Origin of the sequence: Clostridium punense, assembly GCF_017874425.1 — a bacterium.
GTDB lineage: Bacteria > Bacillota > Clostridia > Clostridiales > Clostridiaceae > Clostridium_J > Clostridium_J punense.
Genome location: NZ_JAGGLL010000061.1, coordinates 1 through 14,089 on the forward strand (window position 1 = coordinate 1; position 14,089 = coordinate 14,089).

Here is a 14,089-nt window from a genome sequence, read left to right on the forward strand (position 1 = left end):
AAAGTAACTGCAGCTTAAAAGTAAAATAACTAGCTATCTTATGAAAAAACGAGATATAACGAGTTTGGTGTGTCTATTTTATTGGGGGAAGGGCAATCTTTTATTTTTGTCATTTCCTTAATCTTAGTTAAGAAGTTGTTTTTATATATTTCTATCTTTTCAATTTCAACTTCATATTTTTCCTTTAATTCTTTTCTTGCGATTAATTTTGAGGTATTCTTTGAAGAGTAATCATCTTCAAAACTATTTATAACAAATATCTCTTCCTTTTCAATTAAAGTTTCATCTTCTTTCTTTACTTCACATATAGTATCCTTATTGAACACTTCATCTTTAGGAAATTTTCCTAAAGATAAATTTTTAAATGTTTTTGCGAACGAAGTCTTCATAACTCCATTAGAAGCATAAATTAGATAATGTTTGTTATTATTAAAATCAAAATCATGATTTAACTTTTTATACCATAACAATTCTCAAAATTAACGGTTAGTTTCTCCATATTACTTTAACTCCTTATATATAGAATAAATGTTATTATTCTACATATTTTGCCAAATCCCTTCTTCTTCCATCACCATTTATTTTAATTACTTACATATTTTAACCAGTTTTATTACTCGCCATTTTCATTTAAAACCTATAAATAATAACCCTTTAGTATGTAGATATTCATCATAAAAATAGAAATCTTTATTTAATAAAAAAACTAATACTTGTAGTATTAATTAGATAATTTAACCTGTTGTACTAATAGTATTTTTATTTTTAAAGGTTAATTTAGAATACTCCTACAGTTTTTATAGCGTCCTTTAGGAATATTTATCCAAATAGTAATTGTTTTATCTTAGCTGGATTCATTTTAATGTTGAGAAGTTTATTAATAAAAAAGCATAGATTATGAGCTAGAATTTTATTAGTTATTCTGCTATTGAATCCCCATTTGGATTTAGCTAAAACTCTCTGAATATTTAATTGCTCTGAAAGTTGAGAGAAAGAAGTTTCAACTCTTCTTCTTGCCTTAAAGATGGCTTGCCTTAAGGCTTTAGGAAATTGAATTTTACTATTGCTTCTTTTAAGTGATATTAAGCTTATATGCCTTTCAGATTTTAAGGCGTCAGCCATTCGATCCCCAATATAACCTTTATCACCTATTACTATAGTTCCAGGGGACTCGCCTGTTAAATCCCATATCGCTACGCGGTCATCTACGTCAGCAGAAGTAATAGTAAAGTTAGTAATAAAGCCGTCTAAGGCTATGGTTGCATGCAACTTAAATCCATAATATGTTTCCTTCTTGGAGGGACATTTTCCATAAGAAGCCTCTGGCTTAAAAGATTTATGGAAGTGAGCTCTTCCAAATTTGCATACAGGTATTGGCATGCTATCAATAACTTTTAGGCTTTCATATTGGTAATCTAAAGTATTCATTAATTCAAATCTAATTTGTTCAACAACTTTAAATAAAGATTTTTTAGTTCTGTGAAATCTAGTTCTTGAGCAAAAATTAGGAAATAAATCATTAAGGTTTTTAGTGCAAAATCCAAACCATGCTTTTTCAGAATCAATAGTAAGCAACTCACCAACTAATGAAATAGTAATGATTTCACTATCTGATAAGATAGCACTATCAATACTTTTTCGATTTTTAATATATACTGGAGTTACTTTTTGGTAAATATCATCAATTATAACAAAAGTGATAATAATAAAATCTTTAAGACTATCAATTGATGTATTATAATAATTATTAAGCTCTAGCATTTGTGTTTCCCCCTATCATTGTTGAATTCGCGTTTTTCAATGATAGAGTAACATGATATGCTAGGGTTTTTCTATTTGTAAATAATGCTAGTTGGGTTACTAGCACAACGGGTTAAATTATTTAAATTATTATAGTATAGTTTTTAATGCCGTAATAAATATTTTAGAAAATACACCATTTTCTATTGCATCTTTAAACATTACAATAAATTCATCTTCAGTAACATCTAGTGGTCTTGTTACTAGCTGAAAGTTCCCATTTTTGTTTTTCTTATAGTATCCAAACCTAATTTCTCTTCTATCAAGTTCCTTGATAAAAATTTGTTCTAATGTACACATGAAATCGCCTGATAAAAAAGATCCTCTAGCATAAAATCTACAATAATCCGTATCATTAAATGGTTGATCTAGGCAGTTACCAACTTTAGTATTTTCAATAGTTTGCCTAATTTTTATAGCAAAACTATTGCTAATTACATTATTTTTTATCGATTTTTGAAATAACTCAAATAATTCATCTTCTGTAACATCTAATGGCCTAATGACTAACTTATAATTCCCATTTTCATTTAACTTATAGTATGTGAATCTAACTTCTTTCCTTTGTAAATCATTAATGTATATTTCTTCTATTGCCATTTTGCAGTCTTTATCTAAATTCTCAATGCTTGCTTCCTTTAAAATGTCACAGTAATTTGTTGATTTAATCATTATAACATCTCCTTATACTTATTAATTCAATATTACACATTATATGTACTTTTTTCAATATTAAAATTACATGTATTTTTACTATTAAATCAAATTATATTCATTTTTCTTCAATTATCACATGATATTATATTTTACCATTATTTCATATAATATTATCTTTTTATTAATTGTTGGTTTTATTTTAACTAATAACAAAAATATTTTTTAATAAAACAATTTATTTTTTAAATCTCAAGTATTTTTAGATGTTTTTTATATTAACTTGCCAACAAAATGCCAACATATTAATTATTGTAGTGAATTTAACAAAAATAAAAAACCCTGTAACCATTGAGATTACAGGGTTTACTTGGTGCGGCGGAGAAGATTCGAACTCCCGACCAACTGGTTCGTAGCCAGCTACTCTATCCAACTGAGCTACCGCCGCATATTAGGTTTTAATGGCGGAGAAAGAGGGATTTGAACCCTCGCGCCGGTTACCCGACCTACGCCCTTAGCAGGGGCGCCTCTTCGGCCTCTTGAGTATTTCTCCGTGCCTAAGTTATTAAAAATATGAGATAAATTACCCATATAAAATAAAAAAATACTAAGTTTAATCCTTAAGTATTTTGCAGTAAAAAAATGGCGGAGAGACAGGGATTCGAACCCTGGGTACGCTCACGCGTACGCCGGTTTTCAAGACCGGTGCCTTAAACCAACTCGACCATCTCTCCGTATCATTTGACATAGTTATTTTATCAAAATCTCAATACCATGTCAATGTTTTTATTTAATTTATTTTAACATCACTAATCAAGTGATGATGAATAGGGTGTTAAAACAAAATCAAAGATGCTCCAGCTTAGAGCATCTATGGCGGAGAAAGAGGGATTTGAACCCTCGCGCCGGTTACCCGACCTACGCCCTTAGCAGGGGCGCCTCTTCGGCCACTTGAGTATTTCTCCGAATATTGGCGGAGAGAGTGGGATTCGAACCCACGGTACGCTCACACGTACGCCGGTTTTCAAGACCGGTGCCTTAAACCAACTCGACCATCTCTCCATGTCTGCTGACAAAGACTATTATAACAACTTTACCCATCTTAGTCAACAGATTTTTTTAAGAAATTATTAGTAAATTTTATAATACTTTACTTTATATTTTTATTGAAGTAATTATAGCCTACTTAGTCATGATTATTTTTAGATTAGCTTTATAATTTATGCTTTAACTTTTTTATTACAACTCTATGTTTCCAATCTAAATAACTTGCAATTAAAAACATTGGTGGCTTTAAAGCTTTCAAATATTATTTAAAGGCCTTTCTTCAAAAGTACTATATATTAACTTTTTATATATAAATTATTTTACATAAATTACCTTATATAATTATTTTATTTCAGTTCTTCCACCCATATATGGTCTTAGAGCTTCTGGTATTACTATTGTTCCATCTTCTTTTTGATAGTTTTCTAGAATTGCAGCTACGGTTCTTCCTATAGCAACTCCTGATCCATTTAGTGTATGAGCGAAATTCGGTTTATCCTTTGGAGTTTCTTTATATTTTATATTAGCACGTCTTGCTTGGAAATCTTCAAAGTTGCTGCAGCTTGATATTTCTACATATTTATTGTAGCTTGGCATCCAAACTTCTATATCATAAGTTGTAGATGAAGAGAAACCTAAATCTCCTTTGCAAAGTTTAACTACTCTATATGGAAGTCCTAAGCCTTGAAGCACCTTTTCTGCATCTTGAGTTAATCTTTCAAGTTCCTCATAAGATTGCTCAGGCTTTGTAACTTTAACTAACTCAACTTTATTAAATTGATGTTGTCTTATAAGTCCTCTTGTATCTCTTCCTGCTGATCCTGCTTCTGCTCTAAAGCAAGCACTATAAGCTGCATGTTTTATTGGTAGGTCTGCACCATTTAATATTTCATCTCTGTAAAGATTAGTTACTGGAACCTCCGCTGTAGGAATTAGGAAATAATCTGTATCTGTAACTTTAAAAGCATCCTCTTCAAACTTTGGAAGTTGACCTGTTCCCATCATACTATCTCTATTTACCATGAAAGGTGGTAATATTTCTGTGTATCCACTTTCTTCTGTATGAGTATCTAGGAAATAGCTTATTATAGCTCTTTCAAGCTTAGCTCCTAAACCCTTATATACAGTAAATCTAGAACCAGTTATTTTCCCGGCTCTTTCCCAATCAAAAATATTTAAGTTAGTTCCAAGATCCCAATGTGCTTGTGGCTCAAAGTCAAAGTTTGTTGGCTCTCCCCACTTTCTAATCTCTACATTGTCGGCATCTGAAGCTCCTTCTGGTACATCCTTGTTTGGTATATTTGGAAAGCTTAATAATATATCTTTTATTTTTTCATCTATTTCACCAACTTCACCATCAAAAGCTTTAACGTCTTCTCCAAGCTTCTTCATTTCTGCCATTATAGGAGCTACATCTTCTCCAGCTTTTTTACGCTTTGGTATTTCTGAAGAAACTTGATTTCTTCTACTCTTTAAATTTTCAACTTCTACTAGAATGCCTCTTCTTTTTTCATCTAAGCTTATTAACTCATCAACTAAAGAAACATTGAAATCCTTACTTCTTCCAAGTAATCCTGCCTTAATTTCCTCTGGATTATTTCTTATTCTTTTTAAATCTAACATATCTTTTCCTCCTGTGTTTTATAGAATTATTTATAAAATAATTTTAATACTTAATTTAAAGGTGCTAAAACTTAGCTTCTATTTCATAGTAAAATCCTTAGATAACTGATTTAAATAAAACAAAAAGAGCCTCTCATCCCTGCAAAGGGACGAAAGACTCCGCGTTACCACCCTAATTGAATAAGTAAATCACTTATTCCTCTTAATTAATTAACGACATTGCCGTACTGCTCATCACAGTCCCTCAGAGGTGGATTCACAATATATAATGTATCAGCTCTCACCAAATGCTGACTCTCTTTAACATTATGCTATGGTTACTATTCTCTTCTACGGTTTACGTATTTTATTTTCTCTTTATATTATAAATTACATAGTAAAACTTATGCAACCACTTAGTTTTATATAATTTTATTATCTTAAAAGGGCTTTGTCAATTATTATATTAAACTACTGTCCATCCTTTAGTATATTTTTAGTACATATGATATCTATTCCTGTATTTAAGATATTTTTACATACAATATCTCCAATATACATAGGAGGGCCTACATGAATTCTACTTAAAGCTTTAGAGCATTCAATCCATAGCTCCTTATCAATAGGTGCAGAGCTTTTAATAGGTATTACATCATGCTTGGATGAACCTTTTACTCTGACTACACTAGTGAATATATCTTTATCCTTCATAAAATTATCATTCCTTACATAGTATCAAATTCTTTAATTCTTCCTAGGATTATTCTAGAGTTTTTTGAATGCTTAACAATTTCTGTTATTTTCTTTCCAGTTTCCCTAGCTAAAATAGAAATTATTTTTTCATTGCAATAGCATCCTCTGCAACTTCCAAAGCCAGCTCCTGTTCTTCTTTTAATACCTTCAAGGGTTCTTGCTCCTAAGGGTCTTCTTATAGCATCTACTATTTCTCCCTCAGTAATACCTTCACAAGCACATATGATTTTTCCATACTTGTTATCTAGCTTAATTATTTCATTTACTTCTTCACTGGAAAGCTCCTTAAACTTATAATACTCACGTCTTTTATCTATAAAGTCCTTCTTAAGTTTACAGTTTAAATTCCCAACCACTAAATTACAAATATTGAGAGCTAAAGCTGGAGTCATAGTAACTTGACCATAGTGCCTTACTTCTACATTTATATAGCCATTTTCTTCTACGCTATTTTCAATTCTTACTGGCTCATCAAACAGGTGCCAATCTAATACCATTTTTATTCTATTGCTATCTATAGACTTTAAAAGAGGTGATAACCTTCTAATAACTCTATCGTAGCTTACATTTTTATCATTGCTATAAGCACCAATTATGCTTCCCACTATAGTAGGTCTGATGTATATTCTTTCTTTACCCTTTATATCAAAGATTATGTTAGAGTATAATTTTTCATATTTCTTATCAAGCATAATGTACTTTAAGTAATTTTTATTATATATTCTTTCAGGTTTATTATCATAACCTCTAGTAAGTCTTTCGTCTAAAGTAGTGTTTATTACAATTTTACAAGTAAATTTATTTTTATTAGTTTCAACCTTGAACCCCTTAGTAAGTTTTTCAATGCTTTCTACTTCCTCTTCAAGTTTAAACTTAACTCCATTATCAAAAGCAATTTCACCATAAGCTAAGGCTAAATCATAGGAACGGAGAACACCAGTATTAGGAATATAGAGGATTTTCTTTATTTCCCTATCTAAGTTTTTCTCTAATTTGAAGATATCTTCTCCTTCTAAGAGCTTTACATCTTCTATTTTCTTTTTCTGAGCCCTTTTATACATATTATCTATGAACTCTTCTTGTTCCGCGTCCTTTGCTACATAAATAGAGCCACATCTTTTATAAGGAACATTAAACTTACTTGCATATTCTTCTATCATTAGGTTTCCTTTTCTTATAAGCTTTGAAGATAATTCATCTTCACTCTCTAAGCCATCATAAATTGTTGCAGTATTAATTAGTGCAGTATCACTTCCAATATCGTAATCCTTCTCTACTACTGCAATATTTAAATTATATTTTGAAAGTTCATAGGCAAGGGCACAACCTATAATGCCCCCACCTAATATTAATACATCATAATCCATAGTGCCCTCCAATAAGGTCAGTTATTGTGATAAACTGTTAATTAAATTTCCAAGTTCATTTATATACTGCCCATATTTTGCCCAATCACCATTCTTCTGAGCTTCTATAGCCTTCTTATAAGCTTCCTTAACTTTACTCATGTCTCCTGTTATTACTGGTGTTCCTGGAAGATTTGGCTTATTATTTCCTTCATCCTTAATATTAAAGATGTTTTTAAGAGCCGTCTCTATATTAGGAGCTAAAACTAGCTTGTCACCATAACCAACTATAACATTTCTCATCTCTGGTATACTCTTTTCACCTGAGGCTCTAAGGTAAAGCGGTTCCACATATAAAAGGGAATTTTCTATTGGAACTATAAGTATATCTCCAAATTGAACTTCAGAGCCCTTTGTATCCCAAAGAGAAATTTCCTTGGAAATAACAGGGTCTTGGTTTATTTTTTGCTTAAATAGCATTGGACTATATACGGTTCCACCTGTAGGGAATTCATATAAAAACATCTTCCCATAGTTTTCTCCATCCATTCTAGCTCCATACATAGCAACCATATTATCTCGGCCTTTAGTATTAAAGTACTCCAAAATTACCATTTCTTCCTTACCTTCATTAGGTAATTTCATAGTAACATAATCTGCCTCATTAAATTTTTGTTCAGTTTCAACTTTTTCTTTATCCTCTGCAATAGACCATACATCATCACCATTATAAAACACTCCTGGGTCAGATACATGATACTTAGATAACACATTAGACTGAATTGTAAATAAATCTTCTGGGTATCTAAAATGGTCTTTTAAATCCTTTGAAAGCTCTTTACTACTTTTAAATAGCTCTGGAAATATCTTAGAATAAGTTACTGCAATTGGATCATTTTCATCCACTACATAAAAATTAGTATCCCCATTATAAGCATCAATAACTACTTTAACTGAGTTTCTTATATAGTTAATGCCATCCATAGGCTGAGAAAATGGAAACTTATCTGAGGTTGTATATCCATCTATCATCCAATAAAGTCTGTTATCACTAATAACTACATAAGGATCCTTATCATATCTTAAGAATGGCGCTATTTTGTTAACTCTTTCTAATACATTTTTATGAAGAATTATTTTGCTATCCTTAGTTATATCGTTAGATAATATGAATTTAGGGTTTTGCTCCTTTAATGCAAATAAAAGTTTATTTAAAAAGGTCATATTTATCCCTGCATTACCATCATAGTTGTTAGTAGCATTTTCTCCACCCATTGGATAGTCAATTTCTCCAAGTTTTGTGTTTACAATACTATAATCATTAGTACCCTCTCCAAAGTAAATTCTAGGGTTGTCAATTGGTACATTTGTTTCATTAGCAATTGGAATATTGCTCATAATAAAATCTGGTTGTCCTTCACTTGTAACTGAATTAACCTTGCTCATTACAACTCCATAACCATGAGTATAGGCTAAGTGCTTATTTTGCCAAGTAATTGTATTATTGTTATCTAATTTTTCAAAGTCTAATTCCCTTGCTGCAATGAATACTTGATTATATTTTCCATTGATATTATATCTATCAATATCTATGTCATTAAAGTTATAATAGTATCTTATATATTGAAATTGGTTGTAAAATTCTAGAGCTGGTCTATAAGAATTAACTTTAATATTATCTATTACATCTTCATTTGCTTTTAACTTTTCTGCAGTTAACTCATTTTTTATTTGAAAATCCTCTTGTTTAATTTCATCTATATTAAAAGCCTTTTTAGTATAGTTTATATTATGCTCTATATAAGGCTTTTCCAAGGACTTTTCATTGGACTGTACAATAAACTTTTGAACTACTCCAGCAGCTAAATTTTCTCCTACCATTAAAATTACAATTATAACTACAGATATTATAATTGGTTTTACCTTCTTAGCCATAATGCTGAAGAATACCACAAATGCACCAACTAGGGCTACTATGGTTATAACTTTAAAAAACTTCAAAGATACTGTAACATCTGTATAGCTAGCTCCAAATACAATTCCTCTTGGAGAATAAGCTAGGTTCCATCCATTTATCATGTATCCAAGTGATATTAAAAGCATTATAAATGCAGCAATTACAGCAAGTTGCTTTCCAGCAAAAGATGTTATTCCACTAGTTAAATTTCTAATATTTCTTCCATCTACTTGTATAGTTTTATTAAACACCTTATCTTTAGCAGTAAGAATCATGTAAATCACAAAGGTACCTACTACTAAAAGTACCATTAAGGACATAGCGCTATTATACAAAGACTGAATTAATGGTAACTTAAACACAAAAAAGGAAATATCCTTGTTGAAAATCGGATCATTTAAATTGAATTTTGTTGAACTAGTATATTCAAGTATCTTATACCAATACTCACTAGAAAAAATTATAGAAAAAATCATAGAAACTATAAAATTAATAAAAAGAAAAATTTTAAAGTGTTTTTTTTCTTTTACCTTATCTATTTCAACAACTTTTCCAAGCTTGCGTATATTAGGAATTAAGCTCCTATAATAAAGAGTTATTCCTAAAAATGCTACTAGAAATACTGGAACTGTTAATTTTAAAACTGCTAGGACCTTTGTAAAGTATACTGAAAGGTATCCTAATTCCTTAAACCATTGGTAGTCTACAATTATGTTAATACTAGAAGAAAGTAATGCAATAATTACTAAAAGTCCTAGTATTAAAGAAGTTAATATTTTCTTTTTCTTCATTTCTATCATTTCTTACCCCCACTAACTAATTTTCCTAAGGCACTTTGCTTTGTTTCAATTGCCCCCACCGGGCAAAGTTCTTGGCAGCAAAAACACCTTATACATTTTTTCATATCCCACTCCGGATACTTTTTGCCATTTTTATCTATCATCTCTATTGCCTTTGGACTTTCAGGACACACTTCCTTGCATCTACTACAGGAAATACACTTTTCTGGTACTAAATGCGGACTTGGAGCAATAAGCTCTCTTAAAAAGTTTGTAACCTTTGGATTAATAAAGTAAAAGTCTCCACCTTTTCTACAAAGTTGAAAATTCTTTGCTTTTAAACTCTCTAGTTTTTCCCCTAAAATCTCTATATCCTCTGGTAAAACTGCTCCATACTTAGAATCATAGGCTTCCTTTAAAACTGGCGTATCTAACGGGTTATCATAACCTATTAGTCTTACTGCTGTAGAATCTACTGCAGTAATGCTTTCCCCCATTATTATTGTATTAAGGTTATATGGGCTTCCTGATTTTGGACCATTTCCCTCCATAGCAATTATACCATCCATTATTGCAAAGCTAGTTTTAACTACAGAATTTAAATCTAATAGCATTTTACAAAAGTTTTCTGCCTTAGGCATTCTAGTATGCCAAGTAGCTTTTCCTGTACCTGGTATACAACCAAACTGGTTCTTTATAGCTCCTGTAAAATAAGCCATAGCATGAGTTTTCAGCTTAGGTAATGTTATAACTACATCTGCCTCATAGGGAGCTTTAGCCACAGTCCAGGTCTTACATAGAAGGGAATTTTCCAACTTGGCATTTACACTTTCATTAAAGTCCACAACACTCACATTATACTTCTCAGCAACTGCAATAAGTCCACACTTTTCAGCAGCTTTTCTTCCATCTCCAAAGCCTGGAGAATCACCAAAGACTATATCATCAGTATATTCTTTAATGACTCTAATAACTGCCTCAAATACAGCATAATGAGTTACTACTGGAGACTCCTTATGTTCTACACTAAGTAAGTTAGGCTTTAATAATACCTTACTATTTAAGGGAATTAACTTTCTTAAAAACTTTTCTCCCCCAAGCAACTGAAATCCTTCTCTAATTTTACTTTCTATTAAATCTACGTCATAACTTTCACATTTAAGTAATGCAACCTTCTCCAAATCTTTTCCCCCTAAAATTGTTATATATATACTATAGTTATATAGAGAAACAACTTCAATACCTAAGTTATTGAAGTTAATATATTTATTTTATTATTTACTTTTAGTCCTTATCCTTAGCATCAGCTAAATATCCCTTTTTTCCTAATTCCTCTATAATCTTATTTAAGATATCCTCATTATCACAGCAAATAGTATGCAAATGTACACCATTGGTTATAGAGGACAATGGCTCTGCAGCATAGTTATTAAATTTTTCTACGAAGCTTTCTAAATCAAACAAATTCTTAATCATGAGCATTGCCTTTATTTCTCCATAGAGAGGATGTTCGACAATAACATCTTCAATAGTTGCACCATACTTCACAATTGTTTTTAATTCGTCTTCCATGTTATTTTTAGAATGACTTACTGCAATAACTCTTTTTAATGTGTTGGAATTATCTACAGGCACTATATAACCTTCTGGAGTAGCAATGATACTTAAGCCTTCTGCTCTAATAATTGCTATATCCTTTACAATTACCTGTCTTGTTACATTGAACATCTCTGCTAATGCCTGCCCCTTTAGAGGTTCTTTATTATTTATGAATAATTCTCTTATTTTATCTCTACGACTTTTAGAACTCATCTTTTCCTCCGTACACTAACATAATTTATATAATAAAATTTCACGTATAGCCATATTTATATTTTATCATTTATTGGTAAATAATATAATAAAATTATTATGTTCTTAAAAATAAATATTAATATAACCCTCCTAGCTTTTATCTAAAAGGGCCTATAGTAGTATTATATTTATTATTTTTTAAATTACATCACTTATTTGCAAAGTAATCAAATATCTTTATTATTAGACAAAGAAGAGGAATTATTATATATATTTCTACACTGAAAAATACTATTTTATCTATTTTAAAATATTCAAGACCCACAAATATCAAAATATAAATCAAGCTTGCTAAATATAAAGTACCATATTCTTTCAATTTAGCTTTTCTAGTAGTTTTAGTCATACCACTGCCTCTTACATACCTAAACATTACATACACTGCTACAATTCCCATTAAAACTTGTATTATAGTATCTAAACTTACTGCGTAGTTAAACGTCATACTCCTACTTTTTATAAAATATCTAACAGAATCAATAATATAATTAACAGTTATAATACTTGTAATTATTAGAAACAACATAGATATATTAGACAATATAATTCTTTTCCTATCCTTTGGTGTGCTCTTGAACTCTGCTATTATACTTTCACAAAAGTCTTTATAGCTTTCCCCTATGACTTGTTCTATAGCTTTTCCTGCCTCTTGAGCTTCTAAAAAACTGCTTAAAATGTCTTGTATGGTAACTTCTATTTCCTCCTCTGGTAAAGCTGATGTTCTAAAGTATACCATAATTTCATCAAATATAACTCTATATTCATTATTTAGCTTTTCTTTATGAATGTTTGTATCCTTAATATATTTTTTTACTTGTCCCATAACTAATCCTCCATAATATTATTCACAACTTTACTTAGGTAATGCCAAGCCCCCTTAAAACTTTCAAGTTCCTCTTTTCCTTTAGTTGACAGACTATAATACTTTCGTTTAGGACCAAAAGGAGAATCCTTCATTGTAGAATTTAAAAATTCATTCTTTTCTAACCTTATAAGAAGAGGGTATATACTCCCCTCACTTATATCCTCTAACCCATAGCCTTTTAACTTTTCTACAATTTCATATCCATAAGTTTCTTTTTCATTTATTATCTTAAGAATACATCCTTCTAAAATCCCTTTAAGAAGCTGTGTCTTATTAGCCATCATATCACCTACCTTGCAATACAAGTTACCTTATAACTACATTGTATTGCATAGTAGTTATGAAGTCAACTAATTCTATAAAAATCATGGAATTAAATAAAAAAACCTAGAATATTTGCCTTATTTAAAGCAAATATTCTAGGTTTCATAGCATTTTATTTCTGTACCTTAGTTCTATATGTTATTAATTTTTATCATCATACTTTTTAATTATTTTAGTATACTCACAACTTATATCACTTTTGTGATGATCCTTTATCACAGCTAAAAATTTATCACTATAGTTTCTATGTTTTAAAAGCTTATATCCTTCTTCTCCATGATTATAATAAACATGAACTTTTTTGAAATTAGTATAGTTTTTAAGCTTTCCCTTTGTAAACTTATTTAGTAGAACTAATATAGACTTATCTATTGGATTAAGGCTTTTATGGCTTTTTCCTATATCATGAAGTAGTGCTGCCTTAATCAAAGTTTTATAATTAAAGTCTTTATTACTTTTATTAAATTTTTCCTCATCAATTTCTCTTATAATATCTTTCGCAACATTAATACAATGCTTTCTATCATATACAGGCAACTTATTAAAAAGTTCTATTTCATTAACATCTAGGTACTTATTAATAAAATTTAGATCTTCTTCAGTTATTTTTGCAGTGATAGCATTAACGAACTGTTTTACTCTATATACTGCCATAATCTTCTCCCTATTTTTATACTTAAAATTAGTTTATAAATAACCCACTATAAGATATTATAAAACTACTTTAACCTAAGCACCAATAGTTATTCATAGTTTTAATGAAGACTTGTATTTGTTAACAATTTTAGCTTTATTACTACTTATAAATGTTTTTTTATAAAGTAAAAAAGCAATCCAAAATGGATTGCTTTTGGTGGAGATAAAGAGATTCGAACTCTTGACCCCCTGCGTGCAAGGCAGGTGCTCTCCCAGCTGAGCTATACCCCCAAATATGGTGGACCTTCAGGGACTCGAACCCCGGACCAACCGGTTATGAGCCGGTTGCTCTAACCAACTGAGCTAAAGATCCATATTATTACCTGGCGACCACCTACCCTCCCACAAAGTCTCCCTTGCAGTACTCTTGGCCGTTTAGAGCTTAACTTGCGTGTTCGGTATGGGAACGAGT

12 protein-coding genes, 7 tRNA genes, 1 rRNA gene and 1 other annotated feature are annotated in these 14,089 nt (G+C 30.5%); all 20 genes read right to left on the reverse strand.

Features of this window, described 5'->3' with window-relative positions; translation table 11 throughout:
* Window positions 1–38 precede the first annotated feature (38 nt).
* Complete coding sequence (locus tag J2Z44_RS20485; protein WP_152513237.1) at window positions 39–389, reverse strand: hypothetical protein; 351 nt, start codon at window positions 387–389, stop codon at window positions 39–41.
* Window positions 390–819: 430 nt separating this feature from the next.
* Entirely contained in the window at window positions 820–1,761 is a 942-nt protein-coding gene (locus J2Z44_RS20490) for an IS982 family transposase (RefSeq protein WP_021282786.1), read from the reverse strand.
* A 129-nt stretch (window positions 1,762–1,890) separates the two neighbouring features.
* On the reverse strand, window positions 1,891–2,472 hold the full coding sequence (locus J2Z44_RS20495) for a hypothetical protein (RefSeq protein ID WP_021282785.1): 582 nt from the start codon (window positions 2,470–2,472) through the stop codon (window positions 1,891–1,893).
* A gap of 353 nt (window positions 2,473–2,825) precedes the next feature.
* Window positions 2,826–2,902, reverse strand: a tRNA-Arg gene (locus tag J2Z44_RS20500).
* A gap of 14 nt (window positions 2,903–2,916) precedes the next feature.
* Window positions 2,917–3,007: transfer RNA gene (locus J2Z44_RS20505), tRNA-Ser, on the reverse strand.
* 90 nt (window positions 3,008–3,097) lie between these two features.
* Window positions 3,098–3,188: transfer RNA gene (locus J2Z44_RS20510), tRNA-Ser, on the reverse strand.
* Between the two features lie 140 nt (window positions 3,189–3,328).
* A tRNA-Ser gene (locus tag J2Z44_RS20515) sits at window positions 3,329–3,419 on the reverse strand.
* A 6-nt stretch (window positions 3,420–3,425) separates the two neighbouring features.
* Window positions 3,426–3,516: transfer RNA gene (locus J2Z44_RS20520), tRNA-Ser, on the reverse strand.
* Between the two features lie 327 nt (window positions 3,517–3,843).
* The gene (gene serS / locus J2Z44_RS20525; protein WP_021282784.1) at window positions 3,844–5,124 is read right to left on the reverse strand and encodes a serine--tRNA ligase; all 1,281 of its coding nucleotides are present in this window, start codon (window positions 5,122–5,124) and stop codon (window positions 3,844–3,846) included.
* Between the two features lie 142 nt (window positions 5,125–5,266).
* Window positions 5,267–5,466: a binding site (T-box leader), on the reverse strand.
* Window positions 5,467–5,574: 108 nt separating this feature from the next.
* Window positions 5,575–5,814, reverse strand: coding sequence for a DUF1667 domain-containing protein (locus J2Z44_RS20530; protein ID WP_021282783.1), 240 nt, complete (start codon window positions 5,812–5,814; stop codon window positions 5,575–5,577).
* A 14-nt stretch (window positions 5,815–5,828) separates the two neighbouring features.
* Window positions 5,829–7,223, reverse strand: a complete 1,395-nt coding sequence (locus tag J2Z44_RS20535; RefSeq protein WP_021282782.1) for an NAD(P)/FAD-dependent oxidoreductase — start codon at window positions 7,221–7,223, stop codon at window positions 5,829–5,831.
* A 21-nt stretch (window positions 7,224–7,244) separates the two neighbouring features.
* On the reverse strand, window positions 7,245–9,950 hold the full coding sequence (locus J2Z44_RS20540) for a UPF0182 family protein (protein WP_031271244.1): 2,706 nt from the start codon (window positions 9,948–9,950) through the stop codon (window positions 7,245–7,247).
* 5 nt (window positions 9,951–9,955) lie between these two features.
* On the reverse strand, window positions 9,956–11,119 hold the full coding sequence (locus tag J2Z44_RS20545; RefSeq protein WP_021282780.1) for a DUF362 domain-containing protein: 1,164 nt from the start codon (window positions 11,117–11,119) through the stop codon (window positions 9,956–9,958).
* A 103-nt stretch (window positions 11,120–11,222) separates the two neighbouring features.
* Window positions 11,223–11,750, reverse strand: coding sequence for a transcription repressor NadR (locus J2Z44_RS20550; RefSeq protein WP_021282779.1), 528 nt, complete (start codon window positions 11,748–11,750; stop codon window positions 11,223–11,225).
* Window positions 11,751–11,940: 190 nt separating this feature from the next.
* Window positions 11,941–12,615, reverse strand: a complete 675-nt coding sequence (locus J2Z44_RS20555) for a DUF1129 family protein (RefSeq protein ID WP_021282778.1) — start codon at window positions 12,613–12,615, stop codon at window positions 11,941–11,943.
* 2 nt (window positions 12,616–12,617) lie between these two features.
* On the reverse strand, window positions 12,618–12,938 hold the full coding sequence (locus J2Z44_RS20560) for a PadR family transcriptional regulator (protein ID WP_021282777.1): 321 nt from the start codon (window positions 12,936–12,938) through the stop codon (window positions 12,618–12,620).
* Window positions 12,939–13,122: 184 nt separating this feature from the next.
* A complete protein-coding gene (locus J2Z44_RS20565; protein WP_021282776.1) occupies window positions 13,123–13,635 on the reverse strand; it encodes an HDIG domain-containing metalloprotein in 513 nt (170 codons plus the stop codon).
* A gap of 197 nt (window positions 13,636–13,832) precedes the next feature.
* Window positions 13,833–13,908, reverse strand: a tRNA-Ala gene (locus J2Z44_RS20570).
* A 5-nt stretch (window positions 13,909–13,913) separates the two neighbouring features.
* Window positions 13,914–13,990, reverse strand: a tRNA-Ile gene (locus J2Z44_RS20575).
* Between the two features lie 8 nt (window positions 13,991–13,998).
* Window positions 13,999–14,089, reverse strand: a 5S ribosomal RNA gene (gene rrf / locus J2Z44_RS20580); the annotation flags it as partial.

Bases quoted from the DNA above. Each gene is read 5' to 3' on its own strand.
- J2Z44_RS20485 (WP_152513237.1), bottom strand. From the start codon at position 389: ATGAAGACTTCGTTCGCAAAAACATTTAAAAATTTATCTTTAGGAAAA.
- J2Z44_RS20540 (WP_031271244.1), bottom strand. From the start codon at position 9,950: ATGAAGAAAAAGAAAATATTAACTTCTTTAATACTAGGACTTTTAGTA.
- J2Z44_RS20535 (WP_021282782.1), bottom strand. From the start codon at position 7,223: ATGGATTATGATGTATTAATATTAGGTGGGGGCATTATAGGTTGTGCC.
- J2Z44_RS20550 (WP_021282779.1), bottom strand. From the start codon at position 11,750: ATGAGTTCTAAAAGTCGTAGAGATAAAATAAGAGAATTATTCATAAAT.
- J2Z44_RS20555 (WP_021282778.1), bottom strand. From the start codon at position 12,615: ATGGGACAAGTAAAAAAATATATTAAGGATACAAACATTCATAAAGAA.
- serS (WP_021282784.1), bottom strand. From the start codon at position 5,124: ATGTTAGATTTAAAAAGAATAAGAAATAATCCAGAGGAAATTAAGGCA.
- J2Z44_RS20490 (WP_021282786.1), bottom strand. From the start codon at position 1,761: ATGCTAGAGCTTAATAATTATTATAATACATCAATTGATAGTCTTAAA.
- J2Z44_RS20530 (WP_021282783.1), bottom strand. From the start codon at position 5,814: ATGAAGGATAAAGATATATTCACTAGTGTAGTCAGAGTAAAAGGTTCA.
- J2Z44_RS20560 (WP_021282777.1), bottom strand. From the start codon at position 12,938: ATGGCTAATAAGACACAGCTTCTTAAAGGGATTTTAGAAGGATGTATT.
- J2Z44_RS20565 (WP_021282776.1), bottom strand. From the start codon at position 13,635: ATGGCAGTATATAGAGTAAAACAGTTCGTTAATGCTATCACTGCAAAA.
- J2Z44_RS20495 (WP_021282785.1), bottom strand. From the start codon at position 2,472: ATGATTAAATCAACAAATTACTGTGACATTTTAAAGGAAGCAAGCATT.